Below are 20922 nucleotides of genomic sequence, written 5' to 3'. Positions count from 1 at the left end.
GAGACGTCATGGAACTCGATGATCTGGATCGCAAGGCCGCCGAGCAGTTGGATGGCTTTCTGGTTCGCAAGGACTTGGTACGCACCTTTGCCCGCCAGTTCCCGGTGCCGACTTACGTGGTGGAGTTTCTGCTGGGCCGCTACTGTGCCAGTACCGATCCGGAGGAGATCGAGGAAGGCCTGGAAGTCGTGCAGCGGCAGCTCAAGTCACGCACGATCAAGGCCGGAGAGGAGGAACTGTTCAAGGCGCGTGCCCGTGAGAAGGGCGAGATCAAGATCATCGACCTGATCCAGGCGCGGCTCGACACCAAGAACGATACCTACATGGCCAGTCTGCCCAGTCTGCGCCTGAACGATGTGCGTATTCCGGATGAGTTGGTTAGCGAGCACGAGCGCATGCTCACCGGAGGCTTCTATGCCGAGCTTACACTGGAGTACGACGCCAGCATCGCCCAGGAGCAGGGGGGACGTCCCTTCGGTATCCGTGCCCTGCGTGAGATTCAGCTTTCAAAGCGTGATGTGCTTGACGAACTGTCCCGTGCCCGCCGCGAATTTACCACCGAGGAGTGGAAGGTTTTCCTCTTGCGCTCCACAGGGATCGAATCCGGTGGCTTGAGCGAACGCGAGAAGGACGCCATGTTGCTGCGCATGGTGCCCTTCGTGGAGCGTAACTATAACGTTGTGGAGCTGGGGCCCCGTGGCACCGGCAAGAGCCATCTGTTCCAGCAGGTCTCGCCTTACGCCCACTTGATCTCCGGTGGCAAGGCCACGGTGGCCAAGATGTTCGTCAATAACGCTAATGGCCAGCGGGGCCTGGTGTGCCAGTACGACGTCGTCTGCTTCGACGAGGTGTCCGGCATCTCCTTCGATAGCAAGGATGGCGTCAACATCATGAAGGGCTACATGGAGAGCGGTGAGTTCTCTCGAGGAAAGGAGAGCATTCGGGCCGATGGCTCCATCGTGCTGGTAGGCAACTTCGACGTAGACGTGGAACACCAGCAGCGCATCGGGCATCTGTTCGGCCCTCTGCCGGAGGAGATGCGGCAGGACACCGCTTTCATGGATCGCATCCATGCCTTCCTGCCGGGCTGGGATGTACCCAAGGTCAGCAAGGAGCTACTGACCGATCACTTCGGTCTGGTCAGTGACTTCCTCTCCGAGTGCTGGAGCCAGTTGCGCAACCAGAGCCGAGTCTCGCAGTGGCAGGGTCGGGTGTTCTTCGGAGGCGCGTTGTCGGGGCGTGACACCAATGCGGTTAACAAGACCGCCAGCGGCCTGTTGAAGCTGCTCTACCCAGGCGATGACCTCGCGCCCAGCGACAATGACCTCGAGTGGGCCATCCATATCGCCATGGAGGCCCGCCGGCGGGTCAAGGAACAGCAAAAGCGCATCGGCGCGGCCGAGTTCCGAAACACCCACTTCAGCTACACCATGGGAGAAGACGGTGTAGAGAAGTTTGTGGCCACACCAGAGCTACAGAGCGACAACAGCATTGGCAACGATCCGCTTGAGCCTGGTCAGGTTTGGAGCATCAGTCCTGGTGGTCAGGGGGCCAGTGGTCAGGAAGAACATCCTGGCCTGTTCCGAATCGAGGTGAACGAAGGCCCCGGCACCGGCGTGAAGATTCTCAACAAGCCTGTGCCCCCTGCGTTTCGTGAGAGTATCGGCTATGCCGAGCAGAACCTCTACACTCGCGCCGGTCAGCTGGTGGGTGACAAGGAACCACGCCAACATGAGTTCACGGTGCAGCTGCGTGCTTTCGATGCTGCCAAGGCCGGCACCAAGCTGGGGGTGGCGTCCCTGATCGCCATGAGCTCGTCATTGCTCAAGCGAAGCCTGCGCGGCGGCCTGATCGTGGTCGGCGAGATCAACCTCGGTGGGTCCATCGAGCCAGTACACAACCCGGTTACCCTAGTAGAGATCGCCGTGGAGAAAGGCGCCACCGCTATTCTGATGCCGGTAACATGCCGCAAGATGCTTTTCGATCTCTCTGATGAGATGGCCACGAAGGTGGACATCCAATTCTACTTGGATGCCCGAGATGCGCTTTTGAAATCGTTAGGTGAGTAGTTAAATATGCCTAGAGGCCTGAGTCCCGTGCAATACAGGGCTCAGGCCATGTCTGCCGGTTTAGGGAGCCAGCCGCCCAACGGTTTGGGGCTGCTGATTCCTGACCAGGCTCAGTCTGTCAACACAGAGCTCTACATTTCGCCAGGCAGTTCGAATTCGAAGATCAGGTCGCCTTGATTGTCCACCCAAGGTCCTTCCTGCTCTAGGGTATGCACAACGTGATGGATCACTGCGGACGAGAACACGGCCTGGTACCACTCCTCGATCTTCGGAGCTATGGCGACTTCGTCATGGTTAGCGTAAGCCTGTGAACCAGGGTAGGGAGGAGGCATACGTTCCTCCGGCGGGATACGGCAATCCGCAGCTCGTTCAATTTCAAGCTCGGCGAGCTGTCGACGAGCATCTCTTACGGCATAGCCATACACCGCAAAGGGCACGGCCTTTTCGAGCCCCTGGCAGACACGCTGATATATCGATTGGTCCATCAAGAACGAAGTACCGCTGGGAGGGCCACTTGCGAGGATGACCTCGCGAAGCTTTCCCCAGTGTGAGTAGCCACTGTACTTGGCAATCCGCTCGAGGCACTGGGAATGCCCCATGCGCTCACCAATCGGGCGATTCTGCTTGGCGTGAGTACGCTCAGCCTTGGCGAGACGGGATAGGTCTTCCAGAAAAGCCTTTGGATTCAGGTGGACATACGAGGGGGTATTCAAGAAGGGATCGGCACGATTCATGGCCATCATCTCCTGTTGGTATCGAATAGGGCTGCATGACCCGCTTAGCCTCCCGGAGGTGCATACCGAGGAGTGATGGAGAGTGCTTCAGGAATGAATTCACTTTGCCAAGGCGGGTCTAGCAGGCGTATCCCGACACCAAGTTGGTAAGCTATCCCCTCTGATCGAGACGGTCAAGCGCATAGTGATCTAGTGAGGTCGGCCTCGGTCGATCAGTGGTGTCTCCTCCCAAGGTAGCGAGATCTCCTCTCGCCCTAAGTGGCTGTAGGCGGCGGTGTCGTAGTAGCCGACCAGTTCTAGCGATAGGTCGCGCAGGGTACCGGCCACCGCGAGATCAAAGATCTAGCGCACCACCTGCTCCAGCGTCTCGACGGGTACCAGGCCGGTTCCGCGCCGAGCGCCCGCAACGGTGCCCAGCCCTCATGGTCCGGCGGCTGGCTGAGACACCGTCGGTCGAGAGCAGGCCGGGAAGCATAGTCCTTGTGTTGGGAATCCCCACGTTAGAGAACCATCTCCTACGCAGCGGAAGCTCGTCCGCTGCAACAGCCGATCTCAGGTGGTCGCAGTTTGGTCGCAGATCAGGTGCGACCACGATGGCAGGTGTAAGAAGTGGAAGGTTATAAGCTCCTGATTTTTCATGGAAGTCCCGTAGCAAGCGCGGCCGTGAATTAGTCAAAAACGGATTCAAAATCCGCCGGGTGCAAGCCCTTGTCGGTTCGAGTCCGACCACCGGTACCATGAAATCAAGCACTTACCTCCCTCCTTGTGCTTGTTCTGAATTAGATCCTCTTCAAGTGTCAACAAGGTGTCCACGCCGGTCATCGTCTCGTCGTGCCCGTTGTCCTGTGCGCCCTTACTGCCCCGCGTCCTGGCTCTTGTGTCCGTCGAAAGCTCAAGCAGCGTTCATTTATTAGTTTTCATTGATTCACTACGCCTCCCGTGGCGTATGCATATTGGAAGGGTGTCGGCATCCCTCAGCCCGACACATCCCCGTATCCTTCGCGGCCTTATCCGGCCGCGTTTTTTATGCCCGGAGGCCTGGCTCGGGAGGATGGCGTTACGCCTAAAGATAAAAAATATTCGCATTTGCATTGACGGGCGAGCGAGGAACGCTTACGTTGAGGACGTGGCGTTGATGAACCGCCACGGCTGACGGCCGCTAGGGTCAGCGGTTGTCGGCTTCTCCTCATTGCTAGTCACGGTCTCTCGCCGCCTCCTCAGGGCGGCTTTTTTTGGTCCTGCATTTCTTCCCGTTTAGCAGGTGTTTAATCGAGCGAAAACGTCGCGATTGTCATTGAATCGATTCATCGGAAAAGACACTTCATTGACCTGAATCAGTTGTTTTCTTGTCGTTGAAACGATGCGGGTGGTCCTTGTCTACGTTATTGTTTTTCCGAAAGATTGCTCTCGTATACGAGAGCTTTTTTAAGCGCTGATAAGGCCTGTTTTATCAGGGCTTACTGAAGCAATGTGCGGAGGTCGGCGAGGGATAATCGAGGCGTGTCTTGCTTGCTGCATGACACATTCCCTGTTTTGGCAGCGGCCTCTTGTTGGGCCGCTGTTTTTTTATCGGTCGACAACGGCTCGTGGCGGTGGGTGATTGCCGCGCCGGTTGGAGCATCAGTCGAGGCTGGTATCGCGAATGGCGGCGTTGATCAGGCAGTAGAGGCCGTAGCTCGCCAGTCCCAGGGCGACCGCACCGAGCAGCCAGGGGCCGAAGGGCTGGGCGGCCAGCACGTTGAGTGCGCCGCCGAGGCCTTGAGCCTCGCTCGGGTCGGTGCGCCAGGCCGCGAGGCACAGGAACAGGCCGATCATCTGGAACACCAGGCCGCGGGCGCAGAGCCCCCAGCGGGTGACGATGTCGGCCAGCCGCCGCTGCAGCGGCCCCAGGTCCTGGCGGTACCAGTTCTTGAGATAGGTCTGCCGCATGGCTCGCCACAGCTGCCGCAGGCCGATGGCGATGAATACCAGGCCGACGGCGAAGATCACGTAGAGCCCGCCCTGATGGCTCATCACCTGGGCGGTGTGGTCGCTGGCCGTGCCGTTGTTCGTAGCCTCGGCGGCGTCGCGCAGCAGGTCGAGGCAGTAGACGCTGAGGCTGGCGTGGATGAGCCCGCTGATCAGAAAGCCCAGTCGGGTGACCAGCCCCTTGAGGCCGTGCCCGACGTCCTCGGTGTCCAGCAGGGCCTGGAACAGACGCCAGGCGGCATAGGCGGCGAGTCCGCCTCCGAGCCCGGTGATCATCAGGTCGCCGAACGGTTGGCGGGCCAGGCCGAACAGGGCCTCCTTGGTGCCGACATTGTCGCCACCCAGGTCGATCGCCGCCAGGAAGGCAAGGCCGCCCACCAGCAGATAGACGATGCCCTTGGCGGTGTAGCCGGCACCGGCGGCCAGGGCGACGGCCCGCGTCAGTCGTGAATCGGGTCTTGGCATCGCGGGCTCCAGGGTCGCGGTGTCAGGCGAGGCCGATGATCACCAGGGCCAGGGTCGTGCCGGTCAGCAGATAGGCCGCCAGTACCATCAGGCCGTCTTCGGCGAGCAGCGCCAGTCCGAAGAGCGTCAACGCCAGGCCGCCGCCGTTGGCGGAGAAGGGCACCAGCTCCATCGGCGGCATGGCCAGCCCGATCAGCAGGCAGGTCAGGGCTACCGGCAGATGGGCCGGAGCGCGGGTGAGCCAGACCAGCCGCGCCTGCAGGATGCGATCGACCCAGCGGGCGGGGCGTAACAGTCCGTCGGTGACGCGCACGAAGCGTGCCCGGGAGACCCGCCGCTCGAGCAGGAAGCGTGGCAGCCAGAAGTGCTTGCGGCCCATCAGCAGCTGGGCCGCCACCAGCACCACCAGGCTGGCCATCAGGGTGGGCACCCCGGGGATGTCGCCGATCAGCGGGGCCAGGGTGATGAGCCCCGCGATCAGCAGGAAGGGCGCGAAGCTGCGCCGGCCCGCTGTGTCGAGGATCGCCTCCAGGCTCACGTCGTCTCGTTGCCGCCCGGCCTGCTGTACCTGGGTGATCAGCGTGGTCAGGCTGTTGGGCCTGTTCTGGGGCGGAGCTTGCTGGGCGTCGTCGCTCATGCGGTCCTTGGCGTCCGGGTCGAGGAGGGGCCGCCCGGCCGGGCAACCCACGACACGATATCGTATGATGTCCGGCCCGTCCTTACCCGCCTCGCCGGAGGAGCAGGGCGAGGCCAGGGAGGCCCTGCTGGGCGGAGGCGTCGCCGCCCCATCATCGACTCAAGGAGACCGTCATGCCGTTTTCGTTATGGATGTCGCTGGCCGCGATCTGTGCCATGGGCGCGATGTCGCCGGGGCCGAGCCTGGCCATGGTGCTGCGTCATACCCTGGGCGGTGGGCGCGTGCCGGGCATCGCGGCGGCGATCTCGCACGCGCTGGGGGTGGGGCTCTACGCGCTGCTCACCGTGTGGGGGCTTGGCGAGCTGATCGTGCGCTTCCCGACGCTGTTCCAGGCGGTCACCTGGGGCGGGGCGGCCTACCTCGCCTGGCTGGGCATCAAGGCGCTGCGCGCCGGCCGCGGTGGGGCGGTCAACGCCCAGGCGGTCGCCACCACCCGAGGCCAGGCCGCCCGCGACGGCATGCTGGTGGCGCTGGCCAATCCCAAGCTTATCCTCTTCTTCGTGGCCCTGCTCAGCCAGTTCGTGACCCCGGACATGAGCCTGGCGGCCCGGGCGATCATCGTGCTCACGGCGGTGATCATCGACGGCGGCTGGTACGTGCTGGTGGCCGTCGGTCTCTCCCATTCGCGGGTGCTGCCCTGGCTGCAGGCCCGGGCGCACTGGATCAATCGCATCACCGGGCTGCTGCTGCTGGCCCTGGCGCTGCGGGTGGTGTCCGGGCCGATCCTCTAGCCCGCTCGATTTCGCTAGCCGGCCTCAGTTCGGCAGGCGGGCGAGAATCTCGTCCAGCGGCGCATCGGGGGGCAGCACCCCGTAGGCGCCGCCTGCATGCTCGCCCAGCCGGCTACGGCAGAAGCCGTGGCTCACTGCCGGCGGGGCATGGCGCAGCAGCAGTGCGGCCTGAAGGCACTGGGCGAGGCGCTGGGTCAGCCAGCGGGCGCGTGGCTCGAGCGTCTCGGACGGCTCGTTCATTAGACCCTCCAGTCCGGCCTGGGCGCGGTCGAGCTCGGCGGACTCGCCCTTCACCGCATCCCACTCATCGCGCAGCGCGGCCAGCGCCTCGGGATGACGGCCGAGCACGCGCAGCACGTCCAGGCAGATCACGTTGCCGGAGCCCTCCCAGATCGAGTTGACCGGCGCCTCGCGGTAGAGCCGCGCCAGCGGCGTTTCCTCCACGTAGCCGATGCCGCCGAGGCACTCCATGGCCTCGGCCAGAAAGCCCGGCGCGCGCTTGTTGTGCCAGTACTTGGCCAGCGCCGGCAGTAGCCGGGCCAGGGCGCGCTCGTGGTCGTCGCCTCGCGCGGCGCCGTCGAAGGCTCGGGCGGTGCGCAGCGTCAGCGCCACGCCGGCTTCCACCTCCAGGCTCATGTCGGCGATCAGCGTTCGCATCAGGGGCTGTTCCGCCAGCCGCCGCCCGAAGGCCTGGCGATGGCGCACGAAGCGCCAGGCCTCGACGAGCCCCTGGCGCATCATCGCCACCGGCGCGGTGGCGGCATCCAGCCGGGTCTGCTGCACCATCGACAGGATGGTCGCCACGCCGCGGTCGGGCTCGCCCAGCGGCCGGGCCCAGGCGTCGCGGTACTCGATCTCCGCCGAGGCGTTGGCACGGTTGCCGCACTTGTCCTTGAGGCGCTGCAGCTCGATGGGATTGCGCGTACCGTCGGGGGCGAAACGTGGCACCAGGAAGCAGCCCAGGCCGTCGCCGGTCTGGGCCAGGGTCAGGAAGGCGTCGGACATGGGCGCGCTGCAGAACCACTTGTGGCCGGTCAGCCGCCAGCCGTCGCCGGTGGATTGTGCCCGGGTGGTATTGGCGCGCACGTCGCTGCCGCCCTGTTTCTCGGTCATCGCCATGCCGAAGGTCAGTGCGCTTTTCTGCTCGGCGGGCAGCGGGCGGGGATCGTAGTCCCAGGCCAGCAGCTTCGGCGACCACTCTGTCATGGCTTCGGACGAGGCGCGCAGCGCCGGCAGGGCGGCGTGGGTCATGGTCACCGGGCAGCAGAAGCCCGGCTCGGCCTGGGTCAGCAGATAGAGGGCGGCGACGTGGGCCTGGTGCCCGCCGCGGCCCTCCTCCTGCCAGGCCACGGCGTGCCAGCCGTGGTCCAGCGCCAGGTGCATCAGTTCGTGATAGGCGGGATGATAGACGACCTCGTCCAGGCGCCGGCCGTGCCGGTCGAACAGCCTGAGTTCGGGCGGGTGGTGATTCGCTGCCTCGGCCAGTGCCTGCACTCTCCGGCTGCCGACCTCGCGGCCCAGCGAGGCCAGTCGGCGGGCGACCCAGTCCGGTGCCTCCCGCGCAAGCGCCTCCTGGAGCGGAATGTCGTCGACGAGGGCGTCGCGGTCCTCGGGCGGGGGCGGCTGGTTGGCCACCGTGTGGGTGGCCAGCCGGTCGCGGGGCGCGTGATCGTGCATGGCGGACCTCCGGCCAGCGGTCTCTCCTGAGCATGGCGGCTGCCGGCGGGCCGGTCAAAGCCGGCGAGGCGATGACGCGTGACGCTCGGGGCCTGACTGAGTAGGCTGAAGGCATTTCATCGGAGAGCCACGATGACCGACGACGCCCTGGCGCCCGCGCCGCTGCCTGCCCCCCGTATCGCCGATGAGAGCATCCAGCTGGTGGACGCCCACAACCGGCCCTGCGGCAGTGCTTCCCGGGCCACCATGCGCCGCTATCGCTACTGGCATCGCGCCACCTACATCGTGGTGCGCAACGCCGCCGGCGAGCTGTGCGTGCAGCGTCGCACCCTGACCAAGGAGGTGTTCCCGGGCGGTCTCGACCTGGCCGCCGGCGGCGTGGTCGGGGCCGGGGAATCGGTACACCAGGCCGCGCGGCGCGAGCTGGCCGAGGAGCTGGGCATCATCGGCGAGCCGCTGCGTCACGTGCTGGAGTTCGTGTATGACGCCGATGGCCACCACATCTTCGGCAGCGCCTATCTGGTCGACTACGACGGGCCGCTCACGCTGCAGGCCGAGGAGGTCGCCGATGCCTTCTGGTGTTCGCCCGAAGAGGCGATGGCGCTGGATGGCGTGACACCGGATACCCGCCAGGCGGTGGAGACCCTGTGGCAGCGCGGGCGGCTGGAGGGGCGCGCGTGAATCGGCCGCTCGCACGCTATCCGGCATCGCTCTGACGTCGTGCTGGCACGGTCGCGCCGGGACTGGCGTCCCGCCATGCGGCGTGGCATCGTGGGGGATCAGACTGCGAGCACGCGCCATGAGCATCCATGATCACGATTGCCACACTTCCCATGGCGAGCCCTTCAACCTGCGCGCCCTGCGCGGCCAGGTACTGCTGATCGTCAACGTGGCGAGCAAATGCGGCTTCACCCCCCAGCTGCGCGATCTCGAGCGGCTCTATCGCCGCTACCGCGATCGCGGCTTCACCGTGCTGGCTTTTCCCTGCAACCAGTTCGCCCACCAGTCGCCGGAATCGGCCCAGGCCTTCTGCGCCTTCGGCGAACGGGAATACGGCGTGACCTTCCCGCTGATGGAGAAGGTCAAGGTCAACGGTGGTGGCACCCATCCGCTGTTTGTCGAGCTCAAGCGAGCGGCGCCGGGGGTGCTGGGCACGGGAATGATCAAGTGGAACTTCACCAAGTTCCTGGTGGGGCGCGACGGCCGAGTGATCCGGCGTTTCTCGCCGCGCGACGGCGAGGCGACATTGATCGAGGCGCTGGAGCAGGCGCTCGACGAATCCTGAGTCGTCAGGAGGGCACGTCCCGGCCACGGGCGATCATCAGCCGCTCCATCAGCTCGTTGAAGCGATGGCGAGCCATCATGGTGGTCAGCCCCGAGAACAGCGCCCAGGTCCGGCGTCGCCAGCCGGTCAGCCGCAGGTTGTGGGCCACCAGGCGCTTCATCAGCCGGTAGTCGTCGAACTCGCGCCATTCGCCGGCCACCGACATCTGCTGGCGGGTCAGCACCGGGGCCAGCTCCAGGCGGAACACCCATTCCAGCTCGCGCTCGCTCAGGCCGTGGCGCTCGATCTCCTCGATCATGCGCGTGTAGTCGGTCTCCCGCGGTTCCCGCTCCAGCCACAGTGGCGCCAGCGCCAACCAGAGGTCGCCGCGCGTGTCGACGAGGGTCTGTGCGTCCATGGGATCTCCTGAGGGTGGGGGGGATGGCGAGCATCCTGCCCCAGCCGGCGGCCGCGCTCAAGGGCGGACAGCGCCGGGCGAGGCCGCTAGAATGTCGCCACGTACGAATTTCCTTTCACCGGGGCGGCGCTTGTCCGGCGCCCCGCTGCGAACGCCAAGAGGTCTAACGTGATCATCAAGCCCAAGGTCCGCGGTTTCATCTGCACCACCACTCACCCCGTCGGCTGCGAGCAGAACGTGCTCGAGCAGATCGAGGCGACCCGCGCCCGCAACCTGGACAAGAGTGCCGGGCCGAAGAAGGTGCTGGTGATCGGCGCCTCCAGCGGCTACGGCCTCTCCGCGCGCATCACCGCGGCCTTCGGCTACGGCGCCGATACCCTGGGCGTGTTCTTCGAGAAGCCGGGCACCGAGAAGAAGCCGGGCACCGCCGGCTGGTACAACGCCGCGGCCTTCGACAAGTTCGCCAAGCAGGAAGGGCTGTACAGCAAGTCCATCAACGGCGACGCCTTCTCCCACGAGGCCCGCGAGCAGGCCATCGAGCTGATCAAGCAGGACATGGGCCAGGTCGACCTGGTGGTCTACTCGCTGGCCTCGCCGGTGCGCAAGCTGCCGGACAGCGGTGAGATGAAGCGCTCCAGCCTCAAGCCGATCGGCGAGACCTATCGCGCCACTGCCATCGACACCAACAAGGACGCCATCATCGAGGCCGAGGTGGAGCCGGCGACCCAGCAGGAGATCGACGACACCACCGCGGTGATGGGCGGCGAGGACTGGGAACTGTGGATCGACGCCCTGGACAAGGCCGGCGTGCTGGCCGAAGGCGCCAAGTCGGTGGCCTTCAGCTACATCGGCACCGAGATCACCTGGCCGATCTACTGGCACGGCGCCCTGGGCAAGGCCAAGGAAGACCTCGATCGCGCCGCCGGCGAGATCGACAAGCGCCTGGCCGAGCGGGGCGGCAGCGCCAACGTGGCGGTGCTGAAGTCCGTGGTCACCCAGGCCAGCGCGGCCATCCCGGTGATGCCGCTCTACATCGCCATGGTCTACAAGGTGATGAAGGAGCAGGGCCTGCACGAGGGCACCATCGACCAGCTCAACCGCCTGTTCGGCGAGCGCCTCTATTCATCGCAAGGGCAGGGCGGCAGCGCCGAGACCGACGAGGCTGGCCGCCTGCGCCTCGACGACTGGGAGCTGCGCGACGACGTCCAGCAGGCCTGCAAGGACCTGTGGCCGCAGGTGACCACCGACAACCTGTTCGACATCACCGACTATGCTGGCTACAAGCACGAGTTCCTGAAGCTGTTCGGCTTCGAGCGCGACGACGTCGACTACGACGCCGACGTGGCGACCGAGCGGGACTTCGATGTCGTGAACCTGTAACGGGGCCCGGCGCGCCGGCGTCCCGTTTCCCGACTCATGCGCCAGGAGGTGCCCATGGACACACGGGACAGCAAGACGCCGGACGAGGAGCTGGAACACCTGCACGAGGTCAGCCAGCCCGAGGACTACGACCATCCGGAACCGGACGTGGAGCAGCCCGAGGCCCGCGAGCCTGACAGCGGTATGGCCTGGCTGCTGCCCGCACTGATCGTGGTCGTGGCCGTGGTCATCGTCGGCCTGCTGGTGATCGGCCTGACCGACTGAGTTGCGTCATGCGACGACGCCGGGCACGCGCCCGGCGTCGTCGTATTCGCGCGGCTGTTACGCTCGGCGCCTTCGGCCTAGAATGGGGCTCTGTTCCGCCCGCGAGAGAGCCCCCATGCCCGACGCTTCACCCCTTGCATCCGCCGTGCCGCTGTCCCGGCACGTGGGCGTGGTGGTGCTGCCGGGCTTCTCGCTGCTCGCCCAGGCCTGCGCCACCGAGCCGCTGGTGGTGGCCAATCGCCTGGCGGAGCGCAGCCTCTACCGGCTCTCCACCTATGCGATCGACGCGCGTCCGGTGCCCAGCGCCGCCGGCCAGGCGCTGGTGCCCGAGGCCTCGGCCGGTGAGCCGGATCAGGCCCTCGACATGCTGCTGGTCTGTGCCCCCGGACCGCTCTCAGGCAGCGTGCCCGAGGCGCTGCTCGGGTGGCTGCGCCGGCTGGCCGCCGCCCGGGTGGTGCTGGGCGGCATCGGCGGCGGCACCGAGGTGCTGGCCCGGGCCGGGGTGCTCGAGGGCTACCGGGCGACCCTGCCCTGGACGCGCTTCGAGGCCTTCGCCCGCGACTACCCGCGGGTGCGCCTCTCCCAGCAGCTGTTCGAGATCGACCGCGACCGCCTGACCTGCGGCGGCGGCACCGCGGCCATGGACATGATGATGACGCTGATCGGCAGTCAGCACGGTGCCGAGCTGGCCGAACGCATCTCCGAGCACTTCGTGCTCGAGCGCATCCGCATGGGTGACGAGCCGCAGCAGGTGCCGCTGCGCACTCGGCTGGGCAACGCCCCGCAGAGTCTGATCGACGCGGTGGCGCTGATGGAGTCCAACATCGAGGAGCCGCTGACCACCCATGAGCTGGCCGAGCACCTGGGCATCTCGCGGCGCCAGCTCGAGCGGCTGTTCAAGAAGCACCTGCAGGCGGTGCCCAGCCGCTACTACCTCAACCTGCGCCTCCAGCAGGCCCGCAAGCAGCTGCGCGAGAGCGACCGCCCGGCCGGCGAGATCGCCCTGCAGACCGGCTTTTCCTCTGCGGCGCACTTCTCCACCGCCTATCGCAACCACTTCGGCATCACGCCCCGGGAAGAGCGTCTGGGCTGAGGGTTTCGGTGTCGTCAGGCGTGCTTTTGCGCCAGCAGGGCGCGGAACAGCGTGCCCATCATCACCGGCCGGTCGGCCTCGACGGCGAAGCCGGCGTCGTCCAGCAGCGGCCGCGCCTGGCGGGTGATGTCGGTGGCGATGGCCGAGGTGACGAGGTTCAGCGCGCGTCGGCCGAGCCCGGCCGGACGCGCGTCGGCCTGGAACTTGTCCATCACGCACAGCTGGCCGTTGTCGGCCAGCACCCGGTGCGCCTCGGCCAGGCCGCGGGCCGGGTCGGGCATCACCGCCAGGATCAGGTGCATCACCACCACGTCGAAGTGGCCGTCGGGATAGTCGAGGGCCTCGGCGTCCATCACGTCGGCCTGGACGTCGCGATGCAGCGCCCCGGCGCGCCGTTCGAGGCGCCGAATCATGGCCGGGCTGAGATCGGTGGCGTGCAGCTCGATGTCCCGTGGCAGCCAGGGCAGGTCGAGCCCGGTGCCGGCACCCACCAGCAGCACGCGCATGCCGGGGCGCCAGTGCACCTGTCCGAGCGCGGCCTGCCGGGCGCGGCGAAAGGCGCGCTCGGCCACGGCATCGTAGATCGGGGCATAGGCGTCGTAGCGCAGCCGGTTCCAGGCGGTGGTATTGAACATCCAGAAGCCTCCTCGGTCTGGCGTCACCTTAGCCGATCGCACCGTGAGGCGCCTCGACGGGCGCCTGCTTTTTTCACAAGTCGTCGTCCCATTGCTGAAAGACCCTCGGCAGGGGGCTCCCTATACTCGAATGATCCCCGATTCATCCTGAACGAGTTCGGCTCGAGACAACGGAGAACGTCATGACCCACACCCCGACCCGCAGCGATTTCGACCAGTACATGGTGCCCAACTACTCACCGCAGAAGACCATCCCGGTGCGCGGCGAGGGCAGCCGCCTGTGGGATCAGGAAGGCCGTGAGTACATCGACTTCGCCGGCGGCATCGCGGTGAACGCCCTGGGCCACTGCCATCCGGTGCTGGTGAACGCGCTCAAGGCGCAGGCCGACAAGCTGTGGCACCTCTCCAACGTCTATACCAACGAGCCGGCACTTGAGCTGGCGCGTACCCTGGTCGAGCGCACCTTCGCCGACAAGGTCTTCCTGTGCTCCTCCGGGGGCGAGGCCAACGAGGCCGCGCTGAAGCTGGCGCGCCGCTGGGCCTACAACACCCATGGCGAGCACAAAGACAAGATCATCTCCTTCCGCCAGTCGTTCCACGGCCGCACCTTCTTCACTGTCAGCGTCGGCGGCCAGCCCAAGTACGCCCAGGGGTTCGGGCCGGTGCCGGGCGGCATCATTCATGCCGAGTTCAATGACCTCGAGGCGGTGCGCGAGCTGATGGGCGACGACACCTGCGCGGTGATGGTCGAGCCGATGCAGGGCGAGGGCGGCATCCTGCCCGCCGCCCCCGAGTTCCTGCAGGGCCTGCGTGCGCTGTGCGACGAGCACGACGCCCTGCTGATCTTCGACGAGGTGCAGACCGGCGTGGGCCGTTCCGGCACGCTGTTCGCCTACATGCAGTACGGCGTGACCCCGGACATCCTGAGCAGTGCCAAGTCGCTGGGCGGTGGCTTCCCGGTGGGCGCCATGCTGACCACCGACCGTATCGCGCCGGCCATGGCCATCGGTACTCACGGCTCCACCTACGGCGGCAATGCCCTGGCCTCCGCCGTGGCCCTGGCTGCCGTGGAGCACATCGACACCCCCGAGGTGCTGGAGGGCGTCAAGCGTCGCCACGACCTGTTCCGCGAGCATCTCGAGACCATCAACCGCAAGCACGGCGTGTTCAAGGACATTCGCGGCATGGGCCTGCTGATCGGCGCCGAGATGACCGATGCCTACGAGGGCCGCGCCAAGGACATCCTGCCGCTGGCCATCGACGAGGGCCTGATGGCGCTGGTCGCCGGCCCCAACGTGCTGCGCATGGCGCCGTCGCTGGTGATCCCCGAGGCCGACATCGCCGAGGGCATGGCGCGCCTGGAGCGGGCCATCGCCCGGCTGGTGGCATCCGAGTGAGCCGCGGCCACGCCATGGACGCATCGGAATCATCCGCGGGAGGCCAAGCCATGCTGGTCGTACGTCCCACCCGGCCGGCGGACCTGCCGGCCCTGGAGCGGCTGGCGGGCAACGCCTCGCCGCGCCTGACCAACCTGCCGGCCCATCGAGACCGCCTCGAGGAGCGCATCATGCGCTCCCAGCGGGCCTTCGAGGCCGAGGTGGAGTTTCCCGGCGACGAGCACTACACCTTCGTGCTCGAGGACCTGGAGCGCGGCGAGGTGGTGGGCACCGCCACCGTGCGTGCCCAGGCCGGCGCCCGGGAGGCCTACTACACCTATCGCCAGGAAACCCTGATTCACGCCTCGCAGCAGCTCGACGTGCGCCGCGAGGTGCAGACCCTGTCGCTGTCCCACGAGGTCTCCGAGGCGAGCCTGCTGTGCGCCTACTCGCTGGACCCGCGCTACCGCGGCACCAGTGCCGAGAGCCTGCTGCGCCGGGCGCGGCTGATGTTCATCGCCCAGTACCCGGAGCGTTTCGCCGAGATCCTGGCGATGGCCTTCCCCGGCTTCCTGGACGATGACCAGCAGTCGCCGTTCTGGAACAGCGTGGGGCGCCACTTCTTCCAGCGCGACTACCAGGAGATCAACTACGTGGCCGGGGTGCGCTCGAAGAGCTTCATCGCCGAGGTGATGCCCCAGTTCCCGCTCTACCTGGCACTGCTGACGCCCCAGGCGCGAGCCGCCATCGGCCGCGAGCATCCGGACCACGAGGCGGCGCTGGAAGAAATGCTGTCCGAGGGCTTCCTGCGCTCGCGCCACGTCGACATCTTCGATGCCGGCCCGGTGATCAAGGCCGAGCGCGAGCGGCTCGAGAGCTTCCGCCGCGCCGCCTGGCACCCGGTCCGCATCCGCCCGGCCCACTCGCTGCCGGACGCCGAGCCGGCGATGGTCGCCAACCAGCGCCTCGGCGACTTCCGCTGCGTGGTGGCGCGCTATGCGCTGTCGCCCACCGGCCAGCTGATGCTGTCGCCGGAGCACGCCGAACGGCTCGGCGTGGAGGAGGGCCGCGCCGTGCTGGCCGCGCCGCTCGGCCTGCCGGGCGACGCCGACGACCCGGGCTACGACGAGGGAGAGCTGTGATGCGCATTCGACCGATCGCCCCGTCCGACCTGGACGAGCTGCAGGCGGTGGCCCGGGAGACCGGGGTGGGCTTCACCTCGCTGCCCGACAACCGCGACTTCCTGGCCGCCAAGATCGACACCGCGGTCAGCGCCTTTGCCCAGCAGACGCCGGTGGACCAGCGCCTCTACTTCTTCGTGCTCGAGGACGAGGCCAGTGGCAAGCTGGCCGGCTGCTGCGCCATCGAGGGCCAGGTGGGCCGCGAGGTGCCTTTCTATCACTACCGGCTGGGCACCCTGGCGCACTCCTCGGTGCAGCTCGACCTGCACCGCACCATCGACACCCTGTTCCTGAGCTCGGACCACACCGGCGACGCCGAAGTGGCCTCGCTGTTCCTGCGCCCCGAGTATCGCGGCGGCGACCGCCGGCACGAGCGCAACGGCGCGCTGCTGTCGATGGTGCGCTGGCTGTTCATGGCCCAGTTCCGCGACAGCTTCCCCGACAAGGTGCTGGCCGAGATGCGCGGCAGGTTCGACGCCGAGGGCAGGAGCCCGTTCTGGGAGTGCCTGGGCAGCAACTTCTTCCCCATGGACTTCAACGAGGCCGACCGGCTGACGGGGCTGGGGCAGAAGAGCTTTATCGGCGAGCTGATGCCCAAGTTCCCGATCTACACCCCCTTCCTCTCCGAGGAGGCCCGGGCCTGCATCGGCGAGGTCCACGAGCACACCCGCCCGGCGCTGGCGATGCTCAAGAAGGAGGGCCTGCGCTGGGAAGGGTTCATCGACATCTTCGATGGTGGCCCCACCGTGGAGGCCTACATCGACGACGTGCGCGGCGTGCGCCTGTCGCGGACCTGCCGCGTGGAGATCAAGGCCGACGAACTCGAGCAGGCCGAACGGCCGCGCTGGCTGGCCGCGACCACCTCCATGGCCGGCTTCCGCGCGGCCTGGCTGGGCCGCGGACCCGACGACGATGGCGTGGTGACGCTGAGCGAGGCCGAGGCGGCACGCCTCGAGGTCGCCGCCGGCGACACCCTGCGTATTCTGGATAGCGACGAGGAGGCGTGATGAAGGCGATGCAACGGCTGCTGATCGGCGGCGAGTGGCATGAGGGCGAGGCCGAGGGCTTCGCCAAGCAGGACCCGATCTCGGGCGAGACGCTGTGGCAGGGCCACGCCGCCTCCGAGGCTCAGGTGGGCGCCGCCGTCGAGGCCGCCCGCGCCGCCTTCCCGGCCTGGGCGCGGCAGACGTTCGAGGCGCGCCAGGCGCTGGTCGAGCGCTTCCGCGAGGTGCTCGAGAGCCACCGCGAGGACCTGGCCACGGCGATCGCCGGCGAGACCGGCAAGCCGCTGTGGGAGGCCCGCACCGAGGTCGGCGCGATGATCGGCAAGGTGGCGATCTCGATCCGCGCCTACCAGGAGCGCACCGGCGAGCGCGAGCGCGACCTGGGCGAGGCCCGGGCGGTGCTGCGCCATCGGCCCCACGGCGTGATGGCGGTGTTCGGCCCCTACAACTTCCCCGGCCACCTGCCCAACGGCCACATGGTGCCGGCGCTGCTGGCCGGCAATACCGTGGTCTTCAAGCCCAGCGAGCAGACCCCGCTGACCGCCGACCTGACGCTGCAGTGCTGGCGCGAGGCCGGCCTGCCCGAGGGCGTGATCAACCTGGTGCAGGGGGCGGCCCCGGTGGGTCAGGCGCTGTCCTCCCACACCGGCATCGACGGCCTGCTGTTCACCGGCAGCGCCAAGGTCGGCGGCCTGCTGCACCAGCAGTTCGCCGGCCAGATGGACAAGATCCTGGCCCTCGAGCTCGGCGGCAACAACCCGCTGGTGATCAAGGACGTGCCCGACCAGGACGCCGCCGTGCTGACCATCCTGCAGTCGGCGTTCCTGTCCGGCGGCCAGCGCTGTACCTGTGCGCGCCGGCTGATCGTGCCGGAAGGGCAGGTGGGTGATCACCTGCTGGACGCCCTGAGTGACGCCATCTCGCGGCTCCACGTGGCCGGCCAGTTCAGCGAGCCGGCGCCGTTCTATGGCGGCCTGGTCAGCGTGGCCGCCGCCGACGGCCTGCTGGCGGCCCAGGACGACCTCGAGGCCCGCGGCGGCAGCGTGCTCGCGCGCATGCAGCGCCTGGAGGAGAACACCAGCCTGCTCACGCCGGCGCTGATCGACGTCACCGGCCTGGAGGTGCCCGACGAGGAGCACTTCGGACCGCTGCTCAAGGTCCATCGCTACCGCGACTGGGACGAGGCGAAGGCATTGGCCAACGACACCCGCTACGGCCTCTCCGCCGGGCTGATCGGCGGCGAGCGCGAGGACTGGGACGACTTCCTGCTGCGCATCCGCGCCGGCATCGTCAACTGGAACCGCCAGACCACCGGCGCCTCCGGCGACGCGCCCTTCGGCGGCGTGGGCGACAGCGGCAATCATCGCCCCAGTGCCTACTACGCGGCCGACTACTGCGCCTACCCCGTGGCTTCCATGGAAAGCGAGGCGCTGAGCCTGCCCGACAAACTGCCGCCGGGGGTGACGCTGTGAGCCGGGAACCCGACATGAGCGTGCGCGAGGTCAACTTCGACGGCCTGGTGGGCCCGACCCACAACTACTCGGGCCTGGCCCACGGCAACGTGGCCTCGATGAGCCACGAGGGGCTGGTGGCCAATCCCCGCGAGGCCGCGCTGCAGGGCCTCGAGAAGATGAAGTCGCTGATGGACGCCGGCTACGCCCAGGGCGTGCTGCCGCCCCAGCAGCGCCCGGACCTGGGGGCGCTGCGGGATCTCGGCTTCGCCGGCAGCGATGCCCAGGTGCTGGCCCGGGCCGCCGACGAGGCGCCCCAGGTGCTGCGCGCGGTGTGCTCGGCCTCCAGCATGTGGACCGCCAATGCCGCCACGGTGACGCCGAGCGTCGATGCGCCGGACGGCCGGGCGCATTTCACGCCGGCCAACCTGCAATCGAGCTTCCACCGCTACCTGGAGCCGGCCACCACCGGCCGGGTGCTGGCGTCGATCTTCGCCGACGAGGCTCGCTTCGCCCACCATCCGGTGCTGCCGGCCACCCCGGCCTTCTCCGACGAGGGCGCGGCCAACCATACCCGGCTGGCCGGCGACCACGGTGAGCCGGGCGTGCATCTGTACGTCTACGGCCGCCAGGCGTTCGGTGGCGACGGCATCGCGCCGCGGCGCTATCCGGCCCGCCAGACCCTCGAGGCCAGCCAGGCGGTGGCCCGTCAGCACGGCCTGAGCGATGCGCAGACGGTGTTCGCCCAGCAGCATCCCGAGGCCATCGACGCCGGCGTCTTCCACAACGACGTCATCGCCGTGGGCAACGGTCCGGTGCTGCTCTATCACGAGGTTGCCTTCCGCGACGAGCAGGGCACCCTGGACGCGCTGCGTGAGCGCATGGCCTCGCCGCTGATCCCGGTGCGGGTGCCGGTGGAGGCGGTGAGCCTGGACGACGCCGTGGCCTCGTACCTGTTCAACTCCCAGCTGCTCAGCAACCCGGACGGCACCATGACCCTGGTGGTGCCCGGCGAGTGCCAGGAACGCGAGGCGGTGTGGCGCTGCCTGCAGGATCACCTGCTGGCGGGCCACAACCCGATCTCCGAGGTGGTGGTGAAGGACGTCAAGCAGTCGATGCGCAACGGCGGCGGCCCCGCCTGCCTGCGGCTGCGGGTGGCGCTCTCCGAGGCCGAGCGCGCCGCGCTCTCCGGCCGGGTGCTGCTCGACGACGCCCTGCACGGCGAGCTCGTCGCCTGGGTCGAGCGTCACTACCGCGATCGCCTGGCCCCGGCCGATCTGGCCGACCCGGCGCTCGCCAGCGAGACCCTCGCCGCCCTGGACGAGCTCACCGGCCTTCTCAGGCTGGGCAGCGTCTATCCCTTCCAGCGCTGATTCCCTCGACGCTGACGCGTTCCCGTCAACGAGTCGCCCCCGGCTCCGCCGTTCGGCCGAGCCGGGGGCGTCGTGCGCGTTCCCGCGTTAGCGGTTGACGTCGACCACCAGCCGGCCGTGCACCTTGCCGGCCAGCAGCTCGCTCGCCGCGTCGATCGCTTCCAAGAGAGCGATCTCCCGCGTCATCCCCTCGAGCATGTTGCGGTCGATCTCCTCGGCCAGTCGACGCCAGGCCTCGTCGCGCTCCGCCTGGGGGCGGGTGACGCTGTTGATGCCGAGCAGGGTCACGCCGCGCAGGATGAAGGGCGCCACGGTGGCCGGGAAGTCCATGCCCTGGGCCAAGCCGCAGGCCGCCACCCAGCCGTCTTCTTGGGTCTGGGCGCAGGCATTGGCCAGAGTGTGGCTGCCCACGGAGTCGATGACCGCGGCCCAGCGCGCCTTGCCGAGCGGCTTGCCGGGGCCCGACAGCTCGTCGCGGTGCAGGATCTCCGCGGCGCCGAGGGCCTTCAGATAGTCTGCCTCCTCGGTGCGGCCGGTGGCGGCGATCACGCGATAGCCGCGCTTGGCCAGTAGCATCACGGCGACGCTGCCCACGCCGCCGCTGGCACCGGTGACGAGCACGTCGCCGTGGGCCGGCGTGAGGCCCTGACGCTCGAGGGCGATCAGGCTCAGCATGGCCGTGTAGCCTGCGGTGCCGATCGACATCGCCTGGCGGGGGCTCAGGTCGTCGGGCAGGCGCGTCAGCCACTCGGACCGCACCCGGGCCTGCTGTGCCAGGCCGCCCCAATGGCCCTCGCCGATCCCCCAGCCGTTGACCAGCACCCGGTCGCCCGGTTGCCAGTCGCCATGGTCGCTTTCTTCCACCATGCCGGCCAGGTCGATGCCCGGTACCAGCGGAAAGCGTCGGATCACCGGCCCCTGGCCGGTGATGCCGAGGGCATCCTTGTAGTTGAGCGTGCTCCACTCGACCCGCACCCGGACATCGCCCTCGGGGAGGTCGCTTGGCTCGAGCCGGGTGAGGGCCGCGGTGCTCCGCTGATCTTCGGTCTGGTTCACCAGGATGGCTTGGAACATGGGATTCTCCTTTTTAGACCGGTTGTCTATTAATGGGCCTGATAAAGCCAGATGCGAACCAAGCGTCG

Annotated in this window: 19 protein-coding genes and 1 tRNA gene; 13 read left to right on the top strand and 7 right to left on the bottom strand. The window is 67.6% G+C overall.

Annotation, left to right across the window (positions count from 1 at the left end; genetic code table 11):
• Positions 1-8: 8 nt before the first annotated feature.
• Positions 9-2069, top strand: a complete 2061-nt coding sequence (gene brxL / locus C9J49_RS09470; RefSeq protein WP_107181348.1) for a BREX system Lon protease-like protein BrxL — start codon at positions 9-11, stop codon at positions 2067-2069.
• Positions 2070-2200: 131 nt separating this feature from the next.
• Here brxL and C9J49_RS09465 read toward each other — a convergent pair whose 3' ends face one another.
• Positions 2201-2803 (bottom strand): hypothetical protein, encoded by a 603-nt coding sequence (locus C9J49_RS09465; RefSeq protein ID WP_146612979.1) that lies wholly within the window; start codon positions 2801-2803, stop codon positions 2201-2203.
• A gap of 660 nt (positions 2804-3463) precedes the next feature.
• Between C9J49_RS09465 and C9J49_RS17165 the strand changes: the two genes are divergently transcribed.
• Positions 3464-3541, top strand: a tRNA-OTHER gene (locus tag C9J49_RS17165).
• An 882-nt stretch (positions 3542-4423) separates the two neighbouring features.
• Here the strand turns inward: C9J49_RS17165 and C9J49_RS09460 are convergent.
• Both C9J49_RS09460 and C9J49_RS09455 read right to left on the bottom strand, forming a co-directional pair.
• Positions 4424-5236: a DUF1206 domain-containing protein gene (locus C9J49_RS09460; protein WP_046079516.1), complete on the bottom strand. Its 813-nt coding sequence runs from the start codon at positions 5234-5236 to the stop codon at positions 4424-4426.
• A gap of 22 nt (positions 5237-5258) precedes the next feature.
• Entirely contained in the window at positions 5259-5873 is a 615-nt protein-coding gene (locus tag C9J49_RS09455) for an exopolysaccharide biosynthesis protein (protein WP_046079515.1), read from the bottom strand.
• A gap of 173 nt (positions 5874-6046) precedes the next feature.
• On the opposite strand from C9J49_RS09455, the gene C9J49_RS09450 reads away from it, so the two are divergent.
• Positions 6047-6664 carry a LysE family translocator gene (locus C9J49_RS09450; protein WP_035593860.1) on the top strand — a complete coding sequence of 206 codons (618 nt, stop codon included), beginning with the start codon at positions 6047-6049 and terminating at the stop codon, positions 6662-6664.
• A 24-nt stretch (positions 6665-6688) separates the two neighbouring features.
• Here C9J49_RS09450 and C9J49_RS09445 read toward each other — a convergent pair whose 3' ends face one another.
• Positions 6689-8341: an acyl-CoA dehydrogenase family protein gene (locus C9J49_RS09445; protein ID WP_107181346.1), complete on the bottom strand. Its 1653-nt coding sequence runs from the start codon at positions 8339-8341 to the stop codon at positions 6689-6691.
• Between the two features lie 132 nt (positions 8342-8473).
• On the opposite strand from C9J49_RS09445, the gene C9J49_RS09440 reads away from it, so the two are divergent.
• Entirely contained in the window at positions 8474-9022 is a 549-nt protein-coding gene (locus tag C9J49_RS09440) for an NUDIX hydrolase (RefSeq protein ID WP_046079513.1), read from the top strand.
• A gap of 118 nt (positions 9023-9140) precedes the next feature.
• Positions 9141-9626 (top strand): glutathione peroxidase, encoded by a 486-nt coding sequence (locus C9J49_RS09435; RefSeq protein WP_035593856.1) that lies wholly within the window; start codon positions 9141-9143, stop codon positions 9624-9626.
• A gap of 4 nt (positions 9627-9630) precedes the next feature.
• Here C9J49_RS09435 and C9J49_RS09430 read toward each other — a convergent pair whose 3' ends face one another.
• Complete coding sequence (locus C9J49_RS09430) at positions 9631-10023, bottom strand: hypothetical protein (RefSeq protein ID WP_107181345.1); 393 nt, start codon at positions 10021-10023, stop codon at positions 9631-9633.
• A 168-nt stretch (positions 10024-10191) separates the two neighbouring features.
• Between C9J49_RS09430 and fabV the strand changes: the two genes are divergently transcribed.
• The 3 genes from fabV (at position 10192) to C9J49_RS09415 (ending at position 12760) form a co-directional block, all read left to right on the top strand.
• On the top strand, positions 10192-11403 hold the full coding sequence (gene fabV / locus C9J49_RS09425) for an enoyl-ACP reductase FabV (protein WP_107181344.1): 1212 nt from the start codon (positions 10192-10194) through the stop codon (positions 11401-11403).
• Positions 11404-11457: 54 nt separating this feature from the next.
• On the top strand, positions 11458-11667 hold the full coding sequence (locus C9J49_RS09420) for a hypothetical protein (RefSeq protein WP_107181343.1): 210 nt from the start codon (positions 11458-11460) through the stop codon (positions 11665-11667).
• A gap of 115 nt (positions 11668-11782) precedes the next feature.
• Positions 11783-12760 carry a GlxA family transcriptional regulator gene (locus tag C9J49_RS09415; protein WP_181454273.1) on the top strand — a complete coding sequence of 326 codons (978 nt, stop codon included), beginning with the start codon at positions 11783-11785 and terminating at the stop codon, positions 12758-12760.
• A gap of 14 nt (positions 12761-12774) precedes the next feature.
• Here the strand turns inward: C9J49_RS09415 and C9J49_RS09410 are convergent, their stop codons facing one another.
• On the bottom strand, positions 12775-13395 hold the full coding sequence (locus C9J49_RS09410) for a class I SAM-dependent methyltransferase (protein ID WP_107181342.1): 621 nt from the start codon (positions 13393-13395) through the stop codon (positions 12775-12777).
• Between the two features lie 182 nt (positions 13396-13577).
• Between C9J49_RS09410 and C9J49_RS09405 the strand changes: the two genes are divergently transcribed.
• From C9J49_RS09405 to astB, 5 genes are read left to right on the top strand one after another with little or no spacing between them, the layout of a single operon-like run.
• Positions 13578-14792: an aspartate aminotransferase family protein gene (locus C9J49_RS09405; RefSeq protein WP_107181341.1), complete on the top strand. Its 1215-nt coding sequence runs from the start codon at positions 13578-13580 to the stop codon at positions 14790-14792.
• Positions 14793-14842: 50 nt separating this feature from the next.
• Positions 14843-15913 (top strand): arginine N-succinyltransferase, encoded by a 1071-nt coding sequence (locus C9J49_RS09400; protein WP_107181340.1) that lies wholly within the window; start codon positions 14843-14845, stop codon positions 15911-15913.
• Entirely contained in the window at positions 15913-16959 is a 1047-nt protein-coding gene (gene astA, locus C9J49_RS09395) for an arginine N-succinyltransferase (protein WP_035593841.1), read from the top strand. The genes C9J49_RS09400 and astA overlap by 1 nt, the downstream gene beginning before the upstream one ends.
• Positions 16959-18428 carry a succinylglutamate-semialdehyde dehydrogenase gene (gene astD, locus C9J49_RS09390; RefSeq protein ID WP_111382305.1) on the top strand — a complete coding sequence of 490 codons (1470 nt, stop codon included), beginning with the start codon at positions 16959-16961 and terminating at the stop codon, positions 18426-18428. Before astA ends, astD begins: the two co-directional genes overlap by 1 nt.
• A gap of 14 nt (positions 18429-18442) precedes the next feature.
• Positions 18443-19780, top strand: a complete 1338-nt coding sequence (gene astB, locus C9J49_RS09385; RefSeq protein WP_107181339.1) for an N-succinylarginine dihydrolase — start codon at positions 18443-18445, stop codon at positions 19778-19780.
• 87 nt (positions 19781-19867) lie between these two features.
• On the opposite strand, the gene C9J49_RS09380 is transcribed toward astB, so the two are convergent.
• On the bottom strand, positions 19868-20854 hold the full coding sequence (locus C9J49_RS09380) for an MDR family oxidoreductase (protein WP_107181338.1): 987 nt from the start codon (positions 20852-20854) through the stop codon (positions 19868-19870).
• Between the last annotated feature and the right edge of the window lie 68 nt (positions 20855-20922).

The sequence above is a fragment of the Halomonas sp. SL1 genome, assembly GCF_003030865.2.
In the GTDB taxonomy this organism is placed as follows: domain Bacteria; phylum Pseudomonadota; class Gammaproteobacteria; order Pseudomonadales; family Halomonadaceae; genus Halomonas; species Halomonas halophila.
This window is presented reverse-complemented; position numbering and strand designations above follow the sequence as displayed.